Raw genomic sequence first — 18,425 nt, 5'->3', positions numbered from 1 at the left:
TATCCCTGCCTCACCGGGCCGCGGTAACCCCATCCGCTCCGGCGCCCACGGCGTGCTTGGCAAGGCAGGCCGCGCCGGGAGCACAGCTTTCGATGACTGCCCGCAGGTCGTCGGCGGACAATCGAGCGGAGGCGCCGGTGAACTTCGGGTCGATCACGCTGGTCCCGAATTCCAGCCACTTCGGGTCCGCCTCGACGCTGAGGAAACTCGCCAGCCGCGCCAGCGACGAGCGGGTGTCAGCGACCAGGTCCGCATACGACAACGGAAGGTAGCGGTCTGCGGGCAGGTCGGCGAGCTCGGATTCGCCGGTGGCGATCAGCTCGCTCCACATCCGGCCGAAGCGGGTGATCGGCAGGTTCTGCCCCATCAGGGTGTCCACCTCGCAGGTGTCGCCGATCAGCGACGCGAGCTCGATCGGTATCGCCGTGGGATCCAACCGCAGCCCAGGGTGCCGTCGCTCCGGGTCGAGATCGAGCAGCTCCAGCGCGTCTTGAATCAGCGCCATCAAGCGAAATCCGGTGTGCTCACTCATCGAGACGGCCGTATCCGGACCGTTGCGGTACAGGTGCACGAACTTCGCGTCCGGGAACGTCTCGCGCAGCCACGGGACACTGCTCAACGACATGGCCGAGCGCTCCACCACCACGGTCCCACCGAAATGCCTTGCAAGCCAAGCGAACAGCCGCTCATAATGCAGTCGCGACGTCTGCTCCGGCCACGTCGGAACCTCTGCGGCAAGGGCATCGAACACTGCGTCGGGGTCCGACGACAGATGCGGCAGCGTCATCATCGAAATCGCGGGGATCCCGGTGGTGCTCGCATCGAATCGGGTTCCGCGCAGCCGCGGGTAGATGAATTCCGGCATGGCCGAACCACCCCGGACCATGGAGTCGAAAATCGGGTGAGGTTCGGCCAGCATCCGCCAGAACTGCTCGCCCGACAGCATCTGGCCGGCCGCAGAGGACGCCCGCACCGAGAGGTAGAACTCGTTGAGGCTGAGCACATCTGGGTGAGCGGTGAGGATGCGCGACAGCGCGGTCGATCCGCTTCGTCCTACCGTGACGATGAATGTCAGCCCTCGTATCGGGCGTGGCGCGTCAGCACTGTGGGCACTGACGTCGAATGGTCCCTCGACCGAGACCAGGGGTGCGATCGTTGACGCCGACTCCCGGGGTTCATGCTTCTCGGGCCTGAAGGTGAGGTAGCGCTTGTACCGTCCCACGCTGCCCAGGAGATAGTCGAAGTCGACGATGGTGCGGCGATGTGGCTCGCCAATGACCGCTCGCGTACCGGTCGTGTCGTAAGTCCGGCTGTGCGCGAGGTAAGGAAAGAATCCGCTGGCCCACCGCAGCCGCCGCTCCAGCAGATTGGGGTCCTCGATCGGGCCCTCGACCAACGTCAGCGGGATCGGTGAGAGCGCATTGAACAGATCCACCAGCGTCTGCACCGCGACGTCCTGGTGGTGGACGACGTGGTAGGTATTCAGGCCTTCGGGGGCCAGCCGCATCAGGCGGACCATCTCGTCGGCGGCCTCGTCGGCAGGCATGTAGTTCAGATGACCGTTGAGGTCGCCTCGGAGCCTGATCGACATCTTGGTGCGCATCGGCCGCCCGGAGACCGAGAACAGACGCATACCGCTGTCCGCGGACGTCGACAGAAAGGAAAGCGGGTGCAGCGGGAAGTCCGGATGTGGTGGGCGATCGACGATCAGGGCGCTCGGTCGCAGCACCACCACCCGGCGCCCGGTGCGCTGCGCCCAGTCCCGCACCAGCGACTCGGACTCGAATTTGGACTGCTCGTAGTTGTTCTCGAAGCCCTGGACGTCACTTAGCTCCGTCTCGTAGATCAGACCCGACCGACGCTTCCCGGCCACGAAGGCGGTCGACACGTGGAACAGATCCGGCTCCCGAGATCCGGCCTCGGCGAGTTCGAGGATCCGGGTAGTTCCACCGACGTTGGTCAGGCGAAGCTCGGCAAGGTCGGCGTCCAGCTCGATGCTGCCGGCACAATGCAATATCGCATCCGCGCTGTCGGCAAGTTCCTGGAATCGCTCGTCAGGCAGCCCCAACTTGGGTGCGACGAGATCGACCGGCACGACGGTGAGCCGTTCGCGCAGCTCCTCCTCGGTCCACACCTGCCCATCGGTGACCGCCAGCGGGAGCGCCTTGGCGATGCGGTTGACGGGGTCCGACTGCGGCCGGGTCAGCAGGGTGAAGGTTTCGTCCCCGCGGAGGAGTTCGCCCAGGATGTGAATCCCGAGAAACCCGGTCGCGCCGGTGATCGCCCAATGCATTGACACCCGTCCTCGCGCGAAATTTCGCGCTGAAACTGCCCGATTAACCCCCACGCGAACTTACTTGCCCATCAGAGGCGCCGCCATCTGATGGGCGAACTTGGACCCGTTATCGCAGCTCATTGCCCTGGCGAGCGCCCGGGTCGGCGGGCCGCTACGGTCGGCTGTAATAGGTTTCCTGTCGCGGCCGATGCATCAATGAGAGACTTTGGAAGCCTTACCTGGAAGTCACCCGTCTCGCGGCGGGTTGATCGCATCACCAGAGGAGACGAGCAATAGTGACAGCAGCTGCTGGCGCACCGGGGTGGACGGGGTGGTCATGGGGGACCACGCCTGATGTGAACGCCGACAACTTCTGCTGCCCGAGGGCCGCATGAGCGATCCACGCGTGGCCGGTGAACGCCGCACGCCCTTCGTCGCACGGTCGATCCATGCGTTGTCGGTGCCCATCATCCTGGCGTGGCTGGCCCTCACCGTCATCGTGACGATGGCGGTCCCCTCGCTCGATAAGGTGGAGCAACAGCGTTCGGTGTCGCTGAGCCCCAAGGATGCGCCGTCAATTCAGGCCATGCAGCGCCTGGGCCAGGACTTCAAAGAATCCAATTCGGACGCTTTGGCGATGATCGTGCTGGAGAGCCAGCAGCCGCTGCGCGACGATGCTCACCATTACTACAACCAATTGCTCAAGCAATTGGAAAGCGATCCGGAGCATATTCAGCATATTCAGGACCTGTGGGGAAATCCGGTCACGGCCAGCGGTGCCCAGAGTGACGACGGTAAAGCCGCGTACGTACAGCTGAAGCTGGCCGGCAACCAGGGCACCAGCCTGGCGAACGAATCAGCGGACGCCGTCCGCGACCTCGTCAATCGGGTTCCTCCGCCGCCAGATGTCAAGGTCTACGTCACCGGTCCGGCGCCGCTCATTTCGGACCTGAATCACAGCGGCCAGAAGACAATCCTCAAGGTCACCCTGGTGAGCCTGGCGGTGATCTTCCTGATGCTGCTGATGGTCTATCGGTCGCTCATCACCGTCATTCTGCTGTTGCTGATGGTCGGAATAGAGCTCCAGGTGGCGCGGCAGATCGTCGCATTCTTCGGCAATATTGGCGCCATCAGCCTCTCTACTTTCGCCGTTAATCTGCTGGTCACGCTCGCGCTGGCGGCCGGAACCGACTACGGCATATTTTTCGTCGGCCGGTACCAGGAGGCTCGCCAGGCCGGTGAAGATGTGGAAGCGGCCTTCTACACGACCTACCGCAGCACCGCGAAGGTTGTCTTGGCTTCCGGTTTGACGATCGCCGGATCGGTTTTCTGCCTCAGCTTCACCCGGATGCCCTACTTCCAAACGATCGGTATCCCCTGCGCGATAGGCATGCTCGTCGCCGTGGCGATCGCGCTCACGCTGGTTCCGGCGGTTCTTGCGATCGGTGGCCGCTTCGGCCTGTTGGAGCCCAAGCGAACGATCTCGGATCGGCGCTGGCGACGGATCGGCACGGCGGTCGTCCGCTGGCCCGGACCCATTTTCGCGGCGGCGTGCGCGGTTACTCTGGTCGGCTTGCTCGCGCTGCCCGGATACACGACCAATTACCACGACCGGGTGTATCTGCCTGAGGACCTTCCGACCAACCAGGGATACGCGGCCGCGAATCGGCACTTCCCGCTCGGCCGGATGTTGCCCGAGTTCGTATTGGTCGAAGCCGATCACGATATGCGCAATCCGTCAGATTTTCTGGTGCTGGAACGATTGGCCAAGGGTGTCCTCGCGGTTCCGGGCGTTTCCCGGGTGCAATCTGTTACCCGGCCCTCGGGGACCGCGATGGCGCATACGACGATTCCGTTCAGGTTCGGCGTGATGAACGCGAGCCAGCTGGTCAACATGGAGTATCAAAAAGCCCGCATGAACGACATGCTCGTGCAGGCCGATGAGCTGAACAAGACGATCGGGATCACCACCACGCTGTATCACCTGATTCTGCAGCTCAACGCCGTCACCCATGATCTGGCCGGCAGGACGCACGAAGTTCAGGCCATCACCGGCGAATTGCGAGACCAGATTTCGAATTTCGAGGATTTCCTGAGGCCGATCCGCAGCTACTTCTACTGGGAAAAACACTGCTACGACATTCCCGTGTGCTTTGCGATCAGGTCGCTTTTCGATTCATTCGACGGGATCGACGCGATCAACGACAAGCTGGGCGAACTGGTGGTGAACATCGACAAGATCGATGTGCTGATGCCGAAACTGGCTGCCGAGCTTCCGATTCAGATCGAAACCATGAAGAGCATGCGCACCATGATGCTGACCATGCATTCCACCATGAGCGGCATCATCGGCCAGGCGGACTCGCAGGGCAGTATCTCCACGGAGATGGGTGAGGCGTTCGACGCGGCGAAGAACGACGATTCGTTCTACCTGCCGCCGGAGGTCTTTAAGAACCCCACCTTCCAGAAGGTGATGGGTCTGTTCATGTCACCGGATGGGAAAGCGGCACGCATGACCATTTCGGACCGGGGCGACCCCGCAACTCCCGAAGGCATCGCGCGTGTCCAAGCGATTAAAACCGCGGCCGAGGAAGCACTGAAGTCGACTCCGCTGGAAAACACCAGTATTTACGTCGGCGGCGTCTCCGCGACCTACAAAGACCTGCATGACGGCTCCCGCTACGACCTGATGATCGCCGGAATTGCTTCGCTCTGCCTCATTTTCGCGATCATGCTGATGATCACGCGAAGTTTTGTGGCCGCGATGGTGATCGTGGGTACCGTGGTGACCTCGCTGGGCGCGTCCATCGGATTGTCCGTGCTGCTATGGCAGCACATCATCGGGCTCGGGTTGGAATGGCTCGTGTTGCCGATGTCGGTGATCATCCTGTTGGCGGTGGGGTCCGATTACAACCTGCTGCTCGTCTCACGAATGAAAGAAGAACTCGGCGCCGGTATCAACACCGGCATCATCCGGGCAATGGGCGGCACCGGAAAGGTCGTTACGGCTGCGGGCCTGGTGTTCGCCGTCACCATGGCCTCGATGGTGGTCAGCGACCTGACCGTGATCGGCCAGATCGGGACCACGATCGGTCTGGGCCTGCTGTTCGACACCTTGATCGTGCGCGCCTTCATGACGCCATCGGTTGCCGCGCTGCTGCGACGCTGGTTCTGGTGGCCGTTGAAGGTGCGGCCGCGACCGGCCAGTTACCTGCTGCGGTCCGAGGGCACCCGCCCGCAGGTCCGCGAACTGCTGGGCACCCGGGCGCCGGACTAACACCCCGGGTCGACGTTCGCTGCCCGTACCATGGCCGTCATGCCCGAGCCGGGACCAGCTACCGACAAGACTGCCGAGCTCAACGGTGGCGAAACGGTTGCCGCGCCTACTGCCGCTGAACCCGAAACGGCCACTTCGGCGAACTCGGCCGGCCTGGCGTGGTCGCGCGACGATGACGACGCCGTGGCGCCGGGCGACGCGGCGAATCCGCGTCAATCATGGCGGGCTACCTGGCGAATCGCCGCCGCCGTGCTGGCGGCCGGACTGGTGGTCGCCGGTGCGATCGTCCTGGGGCGCTCGCTGCTGGCCGCGCATCCCAAGGCCGCAGCGCCTCCGCCGGCCGCGACCCCGACATCCGCAGCGGCCCCGGCACCGGGAACCGCGTCGACGGCCGCCCCGTCGTCGATTGTGTCCACACCCGGCCAGGACAATAAGTACGTTCAGGACCTCAACGACCAGGGAATTTCCTTCGCCAATCCGGACGCCGCCATCTACAACGGCAAGATGGTGTGCGAGAACATCCGTCTGGGCATGACAGTGCAGCAGATCATCGCGGACTTCCGGTCGAGCAACCCCGCGCTTGCCGGCCATGCCGAGGCGTACGTGACCACCTCGGTCCACGCCTACTGTCCGCAGCACAATAACCTGGTCGGCAGCGGGCCGTAACGACCGCGCCGAGCCGGCGACAGCAGCCGGAGCAGCGCGAGGCATGCGAATCCGACGATCAACCCGACCAAAGAGGTTGAGCTAGAACATATCTGAAGCGCTATTTCGCATGCGCTACTGAAGCCAGTTAGAAAACGGCGAACCACATCGCGATGTATTGGCAGATCGCCGCGACCGCGGTGCACGCGTGGAAGACCTCGTGGTAGCCGAATGTCCTCGGCCACGGGTCGGGCCAGCGCAGTCCGTAGAACACCGCCCCGACGCTGTACAGCGCGCCGCCGACCGCCAGCAAGACTGTCGCGGCCACTCCGGCGTTGTGCAGAATCAACGGGCTGTACCAGATCGCAACCCAGCCCAGCAGTAGGTACAGCGTCACACCGAGCCACCGCGGCGCCGACGGCCAGAACAGTGTCAGCGCGGTTCCGGCCGCCGCGCCACCCCACACGATCGCCAGCACCACGTATCCGGTCCCGCGCGGCATGTCCAGTCTGGCAAACGGTGTGTAGCTGCCGGCGATGAACACGAAGATCATCGAGTGGTCGAGCCGCCGCATCCATTTTCGGGTCGTGGCCGACTCCCAGTAGACGCGGTGATATATGGCGCTGACGGCGAACATCGCCACGATTGACAAGGTATAGGTCAGCGTCGAATGCCCGGCCCGCTTCGATTCCAGCGCCCACGACACCACCACCAGCGCCGTACCGGCGATGAAGGCAGCTACGGCGCAATAGAGATGGATCCATCCGCGCAACCGCGGCCTCGTGAGGGCAACCGAGTTGCCTTGGTTAACCATGGTCCCCCTCACCACTGGCCCGCCTACCGTCACGTGTTAGTCATCCCGCGGTCGAACTACGTCTGGTTACATCGTGCTGCCGTACCGTGGGCAATGGCTGTGTCGCGCCTATGGATTACCTGTACCGCGCGTGACCGGAGCGCCGGTGATATGTTCCGGCGACGACGTCGCCGCCTCGCCAAGGAGGATCGTTATCCGGACGAGCATCTGGTTTCGCTGGATGGCGAGGTACGGTGCGCCGCGCGCATTCCTGGCGGTGCAGGCCCGCCGCGGACAACCCTTGGCCCGGTTCCTGCTGGGCCGGGCCCGCGGAGACGAGATGTATCGCCTGGTCGACGACATCAGACAGCAGGGACGTCTGGTGCGCCGGCCCTTCGTGTGGGTGAGTGCCGACCACGAAATCTGCCGGATGGTGTTGCGCGATGACCGCTTTGGGGTCACCAACATCGTGAATGCGCCTCTGCCGCAGCCATTTCCGGCATTGCTGGACCGAACGGATCCCGGCCTGCCGAATCCCGTGGAGCGCCCGGCGATGGTGATGTCCAATCCCCCGGATCACACCCGCTATCGGCGCTTGTTTGCGCAGAGCTTCACACCACGGGCCATCGACCGGCTCGGCGCGCGGGTCGAGGAGATCACGGCGGAACTGCTGGACGGATTGGAGCGCAACCCGCGCCCCGATCTGGTCGCCGACTTCGCGACGGAACTGCCGGTCGCCGTGATCACCGAAATCCTGGGGTTGCCGGTCGATGCGCGCCCGCAGGTACGCGAATGGGGTTACGGTTTGGCCCCGCTTCTGGATTTCGGCACCAGCTGGAAGACGTTTCGCCACGCCGTTGAGCGTCTGCACGAGGTCGACAGCTACGCCGCCGCTTTCATCGAGCGGGCGCGTGCCGGTGACTCGCGCGACGACCCGTTCGGCCGCGTGGCGGCCGGCGGTGAGCTGACCCATCGCGAATTCGCTGCCAACGCCGCACTTCTGGTCGGAGCCGGGTTCGAGACGACGGTGAACCTGATCGGCAACGGAATTGTGCTGCTGCTTCAGCATCCACACCAGCTGGCCCTGTTGCGCGACGACCCGGGACTGTGGCCCGCGGCGGTCGAAGAGATCCTGCGATTCGAAAGCCCGGTGCAAATGCTGGTGCGCAGCGCACGCCGCGATGCGGAGATCGCCGGGGAGCACATCCGCGCCGGCTCGATGTTCGTGCTGCTGATGGGCGGCGCCAACCGCGACCCACGGGTTTTCAGCGATCCCGGCCGGTTCGACATCACCAGGCCCAATGCGCGAGACCACGTGGCATTTGGCTCCGGAATTCACGGTTGCCTCGGCGCGGCCTTGGCACGGGTCGAGGGCGTGATCGCCCTGCGCACCTTATTCGAGCGGTTCCCCACCCTGAGCCTGCGCGAACAGCCCGAACCGCTTGAGCTGGTCACCTTGCACGGGTTCAAACGCCTACCGGTCGAATTGCGAACACGGCCGGCTGGAGAGGTCAGCCAAGCCCAATAGCAGTTTGACTACGCGGCGGGCGCCGGTTGGGTAGTCAGTTCCCCTTCGTGTTGGGGGCAGTAGGCCTTTACCGCGATCGTGGTGAACTGGACGGGGCTGTCTCCCTTGAATGCGGGATTGCTCTCCTCGAGGTCCTTGATGACCTCGGCCTCGGGCATGCCCTCATCCATTAGTTTGCATTCGCTCTTGCCGACCCCGATGGCGACGCTCGGCGTCTGATAGCTGATGCCGGCATTCTTCAGCTCGGTCAAGAAGTTCGTATCCGGACTGGGATCGGCCTGCGCCGGTGCAGCAACGGCGATGACAGCGGCGAAACTCGCAAAAACGATAACCCCTCGCATCGCTTCATCTTCCTATAAGCCGGCGCCGTTGTCCCGTCGAGGTTTTTTGGGATCGGTAGTCGCTGCGGCTCGATGTACTCGTCGCAATCACGCCGCCGCCGAGGCGGCGAATGTGCAGAACGACAACGCGAAAGGAGTCAGCCATCAGTACGAACGTCGCCACCCCGTCCCCGATGCGCCGGGGATCTCGAATGTCTGGCCTCTATGCGCTCAAGCCCTGGTTCACCAAGCGGTTGACACCCATCGTCGACGCCGCCGTGGCGCGACGGGTCTCCCCGGACGTGTTCACCGCTGCCGGCGTCACCGCCGCCGCGGCAGCGGGCGTAGCGGTCGCGTTCGGATGCTGGTCACTCGCGGCGCTGTTCATGGTGCTGCGGCTGGCCGGAGCCAACCTCGACGGCGCCGTGGCCCGCGCCCGTGGCGTGAGCCGGCCATGGGGATTCGTCGTCAACGAGCTCGGCGACCGCGCCGCGGATCTGTTCGCCTTCGCGGGTTTGGCGGTGTGGGCGGCGCGTCAGCACGGCCCCGGACTGCACTGGCTGTCCTGGCTCGAGTTTCAGGTCCTCATCGCCGCGCTTGCCGCGACGCTACCGACATTCGCGTCGCTGGCCGCGGCGGCTGCGGGCGCAACTCGCCGCAACGGCGGTCCGCTGGGCAAAACGGAGCGGTGCCTGTTCGTCGTGCTGGCCACGGCGTTTCCGGTCATCATGCCCGTACTGCTGGCGCAGCTGGTGAACGGTTCGCTGATCACCACGGTGTTGCGGCTTCGGGCGACGCGCCGCGAGCTAAATGCCCAGCGGGGCAACGAATCCCGCCTGAGCGACCAGCTGTCCCAGCGTGTCGTCTTGGTGGAGCATTTCGATGCGGTCACGCAGCCGATCAACACGATCACCCAACCGCTGAACCTCGTCACGCAACCCCTTACCGGAGTGGCGGCATGACCACCAACCGGATGCAGAGCGTGCTCCGGCACTGGCTCTGGCGGATCGTGTGTGCCGCCTCGGGTGGGCTGACCGTGAGCGGGCGCTGGAGCGTCGCGGGTGGTTGCGTGGTCGTAGCGAACCACAGCTCGCATGCCGACACCGCGGTGCTGCTGGCGGCGCTTCCGCCGACGGCCCGCCCGGTATTCGGCGCCGCGGCCGACTACTGGTTCGACGTGCCCGTGCGGCGCTACGTCGCGACGTCACTCGCGGGGATCCTGCCGGTCCGGCGCTCCGGCGACGGCACCTATGCCGCGTTGCTCGCTGCGGCCCGCCCCGCGCTCATGGCCGGCCGTACCGTCGTCATCTACCCCGAGGGCACCCGTTCGACCGACGGCACCATCGGCGAGTTCCGTTCCGGTGCACTACGACTGGCACGCGACTGCGGTGTGCCGATCGTGCCCGTCGCGATCACGGGGACCGCCGACGTGCTGCCCAAGGACGGCCGCTACTCCCCCGCCCCGATGCACGTCCAGGTGGGCGCGCCGCTGGACCCGCACACCACGTCGGCCCCGCAACTAAGGGCACACGTGCTGGCCTTGCGCGACGGCGCCGTTGCCGACGCCGCCGACCGCTACGCGCTGGCATCCTGACATGGCGATCGTCGAGAACTACCTGTCCTTCGTCCGCCGGGATCGGCGCATGCCGCTCAACGTCGACCTGGGTCCCCTGCACATCCACCTCTACTCCCGGGCAGTGTTTCTGCTGTGGGTCACGGTGGCGATCCTGGCCCTGGCCGGCATCGTCGTCCTCGTCTCCCGCAAGCGTGAGCTGATCCAGAAGTGGCGCACCTGGGCGCTGATCGCGCCTGCGGTCGGCCTTCCGGTGTGGATCGGCCACGGAACCACCGCCGCGCTGGCGGCCGCACTGGCCGTCGTCGCGGTGACCGAGTACGCGCGATTGGTTAGGCTGCGCCGACTGGATACCTACCTGCTCGTGGCACTGGCGATGCTCTACCCGATCGCGGCGTGGTTGCGTCCGTCGCTGTTGCAACTCGCGCCCGTCGTCGTGCTGCTGTGCTCGGCCCCTTCGGTGCTCGGTGGCGACGTGGATCACGGCGCCAAGCGCACGGCTTTCGCCGGCTTCGGATCGGTGTGGATCTGCTGGTCGTTGGCACACCTCGTGATGGTGTGGCCGGACGCGTATCTACTGTGCTTCGCCGTCGCGGCCACTGACGTTGCCGCGTGGTGTGGCGGAAAGGGGCTGCGCCGCATGGCTTGGGCGCGTCGTCCGTTGTCTCCACTGAGCCCCAACAAGACCGTAGGCGGGATGGCCGGAGCGATCATCGGAGCGTTCGTGGTCCTCTCGCTGCTGGGCACGATTTCGATCGGACTGCTTGTCGCCGTCTCCCTCGGCGGCCTCTTCGGCGACCTGCTGGAGTCGATGTTGAAGCGGCAGGCGCAGGTGAAGGATGCCGGCTGCTGGCTCTCGGGCTTCGGAGGCCTGCTCGACCGGATCGACTCGTTGCTGCTGGTACTCCCGCTGGCCTACCTACTCGGATAAGGAATCAGATGACCTGTTCTGTGGCACCCGCCTTCGCCACCCGTATCCCGCCGACCACCAGGGTCGGCGGCCTCGACGTACGTGACGTGAGCCTTAAACTGGAGCGCAATATCGTTGCACTGGAGGGAATTTCGTTCACCGCACGCCCGGGTACGTTGACTGCGGTGATCGGCCCTTCGGGTGCGGGAAAGTCCACCCTCGCCAGAGTGATCACCGGAGCCGCACGTCCGAGCAACGGCGCAGTGTCGTTGGACGGTCGTAACCTCCACACCGCAGGCGCGGCGTTGCGCAACCGGATCGGGATGGTGCCCCAAGACGACGTCGTGCATGGTCGGTTGACCGTCGGCCAGGCGCTGGAGTTCGCGGCGCAACTGCGGATGCCCGCCGACATCGCCGGCGGCGATCGCCGCCAGGTGATCGCATCGGTCCTCGAGGAACTGGAGCTGACAGCTCACGTCGCGACGCGCATCGAAAAGCTGTCGGGCGGGCAACGCAAGCGCGTCTCAATTGCCTTGGAGCTGTTGACGCATCCCGCGCTCCTCGTGCTCGACGAACCCACGACCGGGCTGGACCCGGCGCTGGACCGCGCCGTCATGACGATGCTACGCCGGCTCGCCGACGCGGGCCGCGTGATCGTGGTGGTGACGCACTCGTTGACCTTCCTCGAGGTGTGCGACCAGGTGCTGTTACTGGCGCCCGGCGGCAAGACCGCGTTCTGCGGTCGCCCCAACGAGATCGCATCGGCCATCGGAGCCGACGACTGGGCCGACATCTTCAACATCGTGTGCGCCGATCCCGACGGCGTTCGACGGCGCTTCACCGAAGGCGTTGGGTCGCGGGGGGAAATGACTGCGGTACAGCTCATTTGCGCCCAGCCCGCAGCGCCGGTTGATGCCGCGCGGGCCGGCCTATGGCGTCAGCTGTCGACGCTCGCGCACCGGCAGGTTCGGCTCCTTGTCGCCAACCGCGGCTATTCCGCTTTCCTCACCGTGCTGCCGTTCATCGTCGGGCTGCTGCCACTGACCGTGGCCGGTCATGCGGGACTCGGCCATGCGGATGCCGCCGTGCCGCTGGAAGCGAAGCATGTCATTGCACTGACGAGCTTCGCCGCAATCCTGATGGGCATCACCCTCACCGCGCGCGACCTCGTCGGTGAACGTCCGATCTTTCGCCGCGAGCATGCGGCCGGATTATCTTCCACTGCATACCTTCTGAGCAAGATCGCGGTCTTCGGCGGGGTTGCGACGATGCAGTCGGCGATCCTGGTCCTGACCGTCACCGCACCTGGGATCGGCAAGCCAGGACCGTCGACGGCGGCGGCGATGGGCAGCCCGATGCTGGAACTTTTCGTCAGTGTCGCCGCGACATGCGTGGTGGCGATGATTGCGGGGCTTGCGATTTCGGCGTTGGCACGTACCAGCGATCAGGTCATCGTGCTGCTGGCGATGACGCTGATGGCGCAACTGGTGCTCGCCGGTGGGTTCATCCCCGTGACCGGCCGGCCGTTGTTCGAGACCCTCGCCTGGTTCACGCCCGGGCGATGGGGCTTCGCGGCCACCGCGTCGACGGCGGACCTGACTCACCTGGTCGTGGGCATCGCAGACGATTCCCACTGGCACCACGCCGCGTCGACATGGCTTCTCGACATGACGATGTTGGGCGCGCTGGCCGTTGCCTTCGGGGGCTTCGCATGGTGCAGGGTGCGACGCGATGAGCGAGCCTGAGCGGCCGGCTCGGCTGGCCTAGACGTCGTAATAGAGCTCGAATTCGTACGGGGTCGGCCGGAGATTGAACGGCGCAAGCTCGTAGTCGCGTTTATAGCTGATCCACGCCTCGATCAAGTCGGGCGTGAAAACGCTTCCCTCGGTGAGGTATTCACTATCTTCCTCCAGCCGGTCGATCACCGCGGCCAGCTGAGTGGGCGCCTGCGGAATCTCGGCGGCCTCCTCGGGCGGCAGCTCGTAGAGATCCTTGTCGACCGGGGGTGGGGGTTCGATCTTGTTTTTGATCCCGTCCAACCCGGCCATCAATTGGGCCGCGAACGACAGATACGGGTTGCCCGACGAGTCGGGACAACGGAACTCCAGCCGTTTGGTCTTCGGGTTGGTGCCGGTAATGGGGATACGCACGCACGCCGAGCGGTTGCGCTGGCTGTACACCAGGTTGATCGGAGCCTCGTAGCCGGGCACCAGCCGTTTGTAGGAATTCACGGTCGGGTTGGTGAACGCCAGCAGCGACGGCGCGTGGTAGAGCAATCCGCCGATGTAGTGGCGCGCGAGGTCAGACAGGCCCGCGTAACCCGTGTCGTCGTACATCAGTGGGGTGCCGTCTTTCCACAGCGACTGGTGGCAGTGCATGCCGGAGCCGTTGTCACCGAACAGCGGCTTGGGCATGAACGTCACGGTTTTACCTGCCTGCCAAGCGGTTTGCTTGACGATGTACTTGAACATCTGGTGATCGTCAGCCGCATGCAGCAATGTATTGAACTTATAGTTGATTTCGGCCTGACCGCCGCTGCCGACTTCGTGGTGGCCCTTCTCCAGAGCAAACCCGGCGTTCGTGAGATGGGTGAGAATCTCATCGCGCAGGTCGACGTAATGGTCGGTGGGAGCCACCGGAAAGTACCCGCCTTTCGGCCGAACCTTATACCCGAGGTTGGGGGTGCCGTCGGCCTCGTTCGCCTCTCCGGTGTTCCACCACCCCGACGTCGCGTCCACTTTGTAGAAGGACCCATTGGTGCGGGAGTCAAAGCTTACCGAGTCGAAGATGTAGAACTCGGCTTCCGGGCCGAAATACGCGATGTCCGCAATGCCGGAGCTGATCAAGTAGTTCTCCGCCTTACGCGCGACATTGCGCGGGTCACGCGAATACACCTCGAATGTGAAGGGGTCGTGGACGAAGAAGTTGACGTTGAGTGTCTTGCGCGCACGAAACGGGTCGATGGTCGCGGTCTCCGGATCGGGAAGCAGCAACATGTCGGACTCGTGGATCGATTGGAACCCACGAATCGAGGAACCATCGAAGGCCAAGCCCTCCTCGAATACGTTCTCGTCGAAGGCGTAGATCGGAATCGTGAAGTGCTGCATGGTTCCGGGCAGATCGCAGAAGCGAACATCGACGTACTCGACGTTCTGGTCCTTGGCGAGTTTGAAGATGTCGTCGGGCGTCTTGTCGGACAAGGAATGCTCCTTTTCTTGATGGCGCGACAGCGCTTTCTACGCCTCAACTATTTCGTCCGCGTGACGCATTCGAGTCGAACCTGTTGCGCCTCATAAAGATCGGGGTTGGCTTTCACTCGCTCCTCCGGTGGCGCTATCCGGCGTTGTGCCCGATAGTCATATGAGCCAGCCGAAGCTGGTGTAAGTAGAGGTCGGAGTACTCATGGCGCAGAACGCAAAGCCACATCCGAATGGCAAACAGCCCGAACACCTACCGCAGACCTGTGTCGACTAGTCGTCGCGATCTGCTGGCGGCAAAGAAACGAACGATCACGCGAAATGGGCGAAGTCTTCCAATTCCATCGCGAAATCATCGTGAGCGGCGACGACCCGCTGTCCAAGACGATCGCTGAGGAGCTCAGAGGCGCAGGCGCGCGGATCATCAAGATCAACACTGCCGCCGATCTCCTCGGCGCCGGGGTGCATCGCGCCCGCGCGGTCGTCTGTGCCGGACCCAATGATGCGGTCAACCTCGAAATCGCTTTGCTGGCACGCGAATACAGCCCCAATGTCCGGGTGGTAGCCCGGCTGGCCAACGACGTGCTGCGCGACGCGGTTACCGCCGTCAACGGCCCTGGCGCGATCTTGGACGTCGCCGACCTCGCGACGCCATCCCTCGTCGAGGCGGTGCTGTCACGCAACGCGCACCAGTTCGACACGGCCGGCATCGAATTCGTCGTCTGGGGGTCCGAAGCGCCCTACGACGCAACGCTTCGCGAGATCCATGCTGACCTGGCACCCGTGGCAGTGGTCCACGGCAAGAACTCACCCGCACCGGGCGAGGTAGTGCCCTGCCCGGGACGGGATCTGCGGGTCTACGCCGGCGACTGGACGTCGATGATCGGCGTCAAAGACGAATTGCAGGCCCGCGGGATCACGGTGCCTCCTGCCACCGCCAGGCGCTCTCGTCATTCCCGGGTGCGACGCGTCATCGACGCTTTGCGCGCCATGCGCGACGACGTGAACCCGATGCTGTTTCCCTCGCTGGCCTTCGCGCTGCTATTGACGCTCGGCTCGACCGCCGTGGTTCGGTTCTACTACCAGCACCCGAAAATGTCGTGGATCGATGCCCTGTACTTCGCCTCCGAGACCATTACGACCGTGGGCTACGGCGATTTCAGCTTCGCGCAACAATCTTCTTGGCTGCGGCTGTTCGCCGTCGCGGTGATGTTCGGCGGCGTCATAGTCACTGCACTCCCGGTCGCATTCCTGGCCGACCTGCTCCTGTCGCGGCGATTCGTCCAAACGGCCGGGCTGCGGCGAGCACGTCATATGCGCGACCACGTCGTCGTGGTCGGACTGGGCTCAATTGGCGTCCGTGTAGTGACCGACCTGACCGCTGCCGGATACGACGTCCTGGTCATCGAGCCGAACGAGAACAACCGGTTCCTTTCGACCATCGCCGAACTCGATGTGCCGGTGATCTTCGGGGATTCAACGATGCGGCAGACGCTGGAATCGGCGCACGTCGAGCGGGCCCGGGGCGTGGCGGTGGTGACCAAGGACGACATGGAGAACATCGAGACCGGCATCGTCTTGCTGGAGATCTTGGGTGCCGACACCAAGGTGCCGATCGTGATGCGCGTTCAGGGCCGCGCACTCGGCACCGCGGTCCATCGGCGGTTCGGTTTCGAGAACGTGCGGTCGATCGTCGATCTGGCAGCGCCCTGGTTCATCGGCGCGGCGATGGGGTTGCAGGTGCTGGGGACGTTTTGGGTCGGGCAGCGCTCCTTCATGGTCGGTGGAATGCTGGTGGCGGCGGGCAGTGAGCTGGATGGCCTGCAAATGGTCGAACTGTCGACCCAGACGCGCGTCATCGCGATCACTCGACCCGAAGGGCCGATCAGGTTGCGCCCTCGCCGCGACGCCCGACTGAAGGCCGGCGACACTGTCTACCTCGTCGGGCCTTACCGCGAGCTGATCGCGACGCTGCGCAAGGGTCAGCCTCCCCCGCTGACCGCGATCAACGGTCAGCGCGCCGCGACGCTCGCCGCGGCGCGCTCGGCGCACCGGCCAGATGTGCGCCCACCCCGATGGGCGCCCGACCCCGACGCTTGACGAACCGGTCGCCCGCCGATCAAATCGTCGGGGTGAAGACGGATGACATGCCGTTTGACGATCCAGGTGCGTCACGCGCTTCGGCCGCAGAACACGCGGAATCGCTCGTAGCGGCCGTGCGGGATGACCCGGCGGCGAGGCTGACGCTGATGCGTCGGCTATACGAAGTTCCGCGCGGTGTCGACCAGGGCTACTTGCCCTACCGCCGCGCGGCATCGGCGTTCATGGGGTGGCAGCTGCGCCGCGGGCTGCTCAATCCTCAGGACGACTCTTGCCCGGGGAGCCCGTGGTGGCGGGCGGTGAACGAGACCCTGTTGCGCGATACCGCCGAAGCCCGGGCGTTCGCATTCGGGCATTCGGGCGAGCCCAGCTCATCCGCGGTCGGCACCCACCTCGCATTCATCCGGCAACCAACCGCACGCAACTGGTACCGCGCGCACAACGCCTCGATTGCCGCCGCCTATTTGGCCAATGAGGAACTGGCCCGTCAGGAAACGCGGGTGGAACGGTTCTTCATCAACGTCGTCCTCATCCGGGTGCTCTACGCCCACGCCCTGGTGGCCGCGCCGCGCCTGGCCCTGGGCTGGCTCGCCCCGTTTGGGCGGCCCCTCGGTGACCCCCGCTTGGGTATGACCGGGATCTTCTTGTCGCTCTCGCGCATCCTTCCCGACCGCTATCCGCTGGGCGATGACGTGGAAACCTACATCGCGCTCGAGCACGGTTTCGGTCACATGCTCGACATCGGAGTCATCCAGCCCAGATGGGGTCGCCTCTACGAGTGGTCCTCCGACGAGCTGAGCCTGCCGGGTCTTCGCGACCTCTTGACTGACAACACGCCCACGTATGCGTGGGATATCTGGGACGAAGTCTGGCAGTTCAAACCGTCCCGATTGGCACGTACCGCACGTCGGTTAGTCCCAGCCTGAAATCCAGTTTCCGCCAACCTTTTCGGGCAGGTGTCATGCTTTGGCGAAGCAGTACATCCGGTAGTCGGTGGATCCGCCGCTTTTCATGTCTTGGTGAACCCGCCACACCAGCACGTACCCGTTGACCAGAAGCCACCTGTGCAGGAGCGCCGGCACCAGGCGATCGACCGCACGTACCCACCACTGTGAATTCTTTTCCATGCCGCGGACGACCTGCTCATTGATTGTCGTCTGCGAAAGCATCGTCATCGGCGCGTTCGCCAGTTGTTTTTCCCAGTCGGCAACGGTGTCGGCGAAGCGGAAGTCGGCATATAAGAAATGGCCTCCGGGGCGTAGCACACGGCTTACCTCATCGAGGAAACGCGGGAAGTCGCGGTAGAGATGTGAGGATTCGATATTGATGACCGCGTCAAATGATTGGTCGGGGAAGGGCAGATGCTCGGCGTCACCTTTGATGAATTCCAGGCCGGCCAGACGGTGCCGTTCTTGGCAGAAAGCAATCCCGACCGGGTTCAAGTCCAATGCGGTGTAAGAGGCCGGACGTGCGGTACGCATCAGGTAGGAGGCCCCGCCGCCGTGGCCGCAGCCGATCTCCAGCACCCGCTTGCCGGCAAAGTCAACCTGGGTCGCAACCCGGTGGTAGAGCTGGATGAAGTAGCGGTCGTGCTCGTCGGAGGCCGACAGCGGTATGTCTAACGGCGGATCTTCCTCGTACCCGTAATTGAGGAACAGAACGTCGTCGGCGCGAAGCCGACGGGTCAGGTAGGGATAAAAATATTGGTATACGAACTGGATGAATTTCGCTTTGAGAGTCCCAAGCCGCGAAGGACGCAACTCTCGGGCCTCGAGTTCCATGGTCGGAGTGTAATGCCGTGATCACC

General features: G+C 64.4%; 14 protein-coding genes. 9 read left to right on the top strand and 5 right to left on the bottom strand.

From position 1 onward, the window contains the following. Window positions 1–10: 10 nt before the first annotated feature. Entirely contained in the window at window positions 11–2,293 is a 2,283-nt protein-coding gene (locus MAAFP003_RS07295; RefSeq protein ID WP_096285698.1) for an SDR family oxidoreductase, read from the bottom strand. Window positions 2,294–2,666: 373 nt separating this feature from the next. Between MAAFP003_RS07295 and MAAFP003_RS07290 the strand changes: the two genes are divergently transcribed. Together MAAFP003_RS07290 and MAAFP003_RS07285 are read left to right on the top strand one after the other, a co-directional pair. Then, window positions 2,667–5,552, top strand: a complete 2,886-nt coding sequence (locus MAAFP003_RS07290; RefSeq protein WP_096285696.1) for an MMPL/RND family transporter — start codon at window positions 2,667–2,669, stop codon at window positions 5,550–5,552. A 39-nt stretch (window positions 5,553–5,591) separates the two neighbouring features. Then, window positions 5,592–6,218: a DUF732 domain-containing protein gene (locus tag MAAFP003_RS07285; RefSeq protein WP_243393813.1), complete on the top strand. Its 627-nt coding sequence runs from the start codon at window positions 5,592–5,594 to the stop codon at window positions 6,216–6,218. Window positions 6,219–6,345: 127 nt separating this feature from the next. On the opposite strand, the gene trhA is transcribed toward MAAFP003_RS07285, so the two are convergent. Then, the gene (trhA, locus tag MAAFP003_RS07280; protein ID WP_423790861.1) at window positions 6,346–7,026 is read right to left on the bottom strand and encodes a PAQR family membrane homeostasis protein TrhA; all 681 of its coding nucleotides are present in this window, start codon (window positions 7,024–7,026) and stop codon (window positions 6,346–6,348) included. A gap of 205 nt (window positions 7,027–7,231) precedes the next feature. Between trhA and MAAFP003_RS07275 the strand changes: the two genes are divergently transcribed. Then, window positions 7,232–8,518 carry a cytochrome P450 gene (locus tag MAAFP003_RS07275; RefSeq protein WP_096285691.1) on the top strand — a complete coding sequence of 429 codons (1,287 nt, stop codon included), beginning with the start codon at window positions 7,232–7,234 and terminating at the stop codon, window positions 8,516–8,518. Between the two features lie 8 nt (window positions 8,519–8,526). On the opposite strand, the gene MAAFP003_RS07270 is transcribed toward MAAFP003_RS07275, so the two are convergent. Continuing rightward, window positions 8,527–8,859: a DUF732 domain-containing protein gene (locus MAAFP003_RS07270; protein ID WP_096285689.1), complete on the bottom strand. Its 333-nt coding sequence runs from the start codon at window positions 8,857–8,859 to the stop codon at window positions 8,527–8,529. Window positions 8,860–9,050: 191 nt separating this feature from the next. Here MAAFP003_RS07270 and MAAFP003_RS07265 point away from each other — a divergent pair, with 191 nt between their 5' ends. The 4 genes from MAAFP003_RS07265 to MAAFP003_RS07250 are packed head-to-tail and all read left to right on the top strand — an operon-like array spanning window position 9,051 to window position 13,066. Next, window positions 9,051–9,800 (top strand): CDP-alcohol phosphatidyltransferase family protein, encoded by a 750-nt coding sequence (locus MAAFP003_RS07265; protein WP_096285687.1) that lies wholly within the window; start codon window positions 9,051–9,053, stop codon window positions 9,798–9,800. Beyond that, on the top strand, window positions 9,797–10,432 hold the full coding sequence (locus MAAFP003_RS07260; protein WP_096285685.1) for a lysophospholipid acyltransferase family protein: 636 nt from the start codon (window positions 9,797–9,799) through the stop codon (window positions 10,430–10,432). The genes MAAFP003_RS07265 and MAAFP003_RS07260 overlap by 4 nt, the downstream gene beginning before the upstream one ends. Before the next feature lies 1 nt (window position 10,433). After that, entirely contained in the window at window positions 10,434–11,342 is a 909-nt protein-coding gene (locus MAAFP003_RS07255; RefSeq protein ID WP_096285683.1) for a phosphatidate cytidylyltransferase, read from the top strand. Window positions 11,343–11,350: 8 nt separating this feature from the next. Continuing rightward, window positions 11,351–13,066 (top strand): ABC transporter ATP-binding protein/permease, encoded by a 1,716-nt coding sequence (locus MAAFP003_RS07250; protein WP_096285681.1) that lies wholly within the window; start codon window positions 11,351–11,353, stop codon window positions 13,064–13,066. Between the two features lie 18 nt (window positions 13,067–13,084). Here MAAFP003_RS07250 and glnA read toward each other — a convergent pair whose 3' ends face one another. Continuing rightward, the gene (glnA, locus tag MAAFP003_RS07245) at window positions 13,085–14,521 is read right to left on the bottom strand and encodes a type I glutamate--ammonia ligase (RefSeq protein WP_096285680.1); all 1,437 of its coding nucleotides are present in this window, start codon (window positions 14,519–14,521) and stop codon (window positions 13,085–13,087) included. 318 nt (window positions 14,522–14,839) lie between these two features. Here glnA and MAAFP003_RS07240 point away from each other — a divergent pair, with 318 nt between their 5' ends. Continuing rightward, window positions 14,840–16,618 (top strand): NAD-binding protein, encoded by a 1,779-nt coding sequence (locus MAAFP003_RS07240; protein WP_096285678.1) that lies wholly within the window; start codon window positions 14,840–14,842, stop codon window positions 16,616–16,618. 149 nt (window positions 16,619–16,767) lie between these two features. Further along, window positions 16,768–17,544 carry a hypothetical protein gene (locus MAAFP003_RS07235; protein WP_243393811.1) on the top strand — a complete coding sequence of 259 codons (777 nt, stop codon included), beginning with the start codon at window positions 16,768–16,770 and terminating at the stop codon, window positions 17,542–17,544. A 33-nt stretch (window positions 17,545–17,577) separates the two neighbouring features. Here the strand turns inward: MAAFP003_RS07235 and mtf2 are convergent, their stop codons facing one another. Then, complete coding sequence (gene mtf2 / locus MAAFP003_RS07230; RefSeq protein ID WP_096285676.1) at window positions 17,578–18,399, bottom strand: fatty-acid O-methyltransferase Mtf2; 822 nt, start codon at window positions 18,397–18,399, stop codon at window positions 17,578–17,580. Window positions 18,400–18,425: the final 26 nt, after the last annotated feature.

Origin of the sequence: Mycobacterium ahvazicum (assembly GCF_900176255.2) — a bacterium.
Lineage (GTDB): Bacteria > Actinomycetota > Actinomycetes > Mycobacteriales > Mycobacteriaceae > Mycobacterium > Mycobacterium ahvazicum.
This window is presented reverse-complemented; position numbering and strand designations above follow the sequence as displayed.

Coding starts and splice junctions, on each gene's coding strand:
- MAAFP003_RS07295 (WP_096285698.1), bottom strand. CDS start 2,293: ATGCATTGGGCGATCACCGGCGCGACCGGGTTTCTCGGGATTCACATC.
- MAAFP003_RS07250 (WP_096285681.1), top strand. CDS start 11,351: ATGACCTGTTCTGTGGCACCCGCCTTCGCCACCCGTATCCCGCCGACC.
- MAAFP003_RS07275 (WP_096285691.1), top strand. CDS start 7,232: ATGGCGAGGTACGGTGCGCCGCGCGCATTCCTGGCGGTGCAGGCCCGC.
- mtf2 (WP_096285676.1), bottom strand. CDS start 18,399: ATGGAACTCGAGGCCCGAGAGTTGCGTCCTTCGCGGCTTGGGACTCTC.
- MAAFP003_RS07265 (WP_096285687.1), top strand. CDS start 9,051: ATGTCTGGCCTCTATGCGCTCAAGCCCTGGTTCACCAAGCGGTTGACA.
- MAAFP003_RS07240 (WP_096285678.1), top strand. CDS start 14,840: ATGGGCGAAGTCTTCCAATTCCATCGCGAAATCATCGTGAGCGGCGAC.
- MAAFP003_RS07270 (WP_096285689.1), bottom strand. CDS start 8,859: ATGCGAGGGGTTATCGTTTTTGCGAGTTTCGCCGCTGTCATCGCCGTT.
- MAAFP003_RS07285 (WP_243393813.1), top strand. CDS start 5,592: ATGCCCGAGCCGGGACCAGCTACCGACAAGACTGCCGAGCTCAACGGT.
- MAAFP003_RS07255 (WP_096285683.1), top strand. CDS start 10,434: ATGGCGATCGTCGAGAACTACCTGTCCTTCGTCCGCCGGGATCGGCGC.
- MAAFP003_RS07290 (WP_096285696.1), top strand. CDS start 2,667: ATGAGCGATCCACGCGTGGCCGGTGAACGCCGCACGCCCTTCGTCGCA.
- MAAFP003_RS07235 (WP_243393811.1), top strand. CDS start 16,768: ATGCGTCGGCTATACGAAGTTCCGCGCGGTGTCGACCAGGGCTACTTG.
- MAAFP003_RS07260 (WP_096285685.1), top strand. CDS start 9,797: ATGACCACCAACCGGATGCAGAGCGTGCTCCGGCACTGGCTCTGGCGG.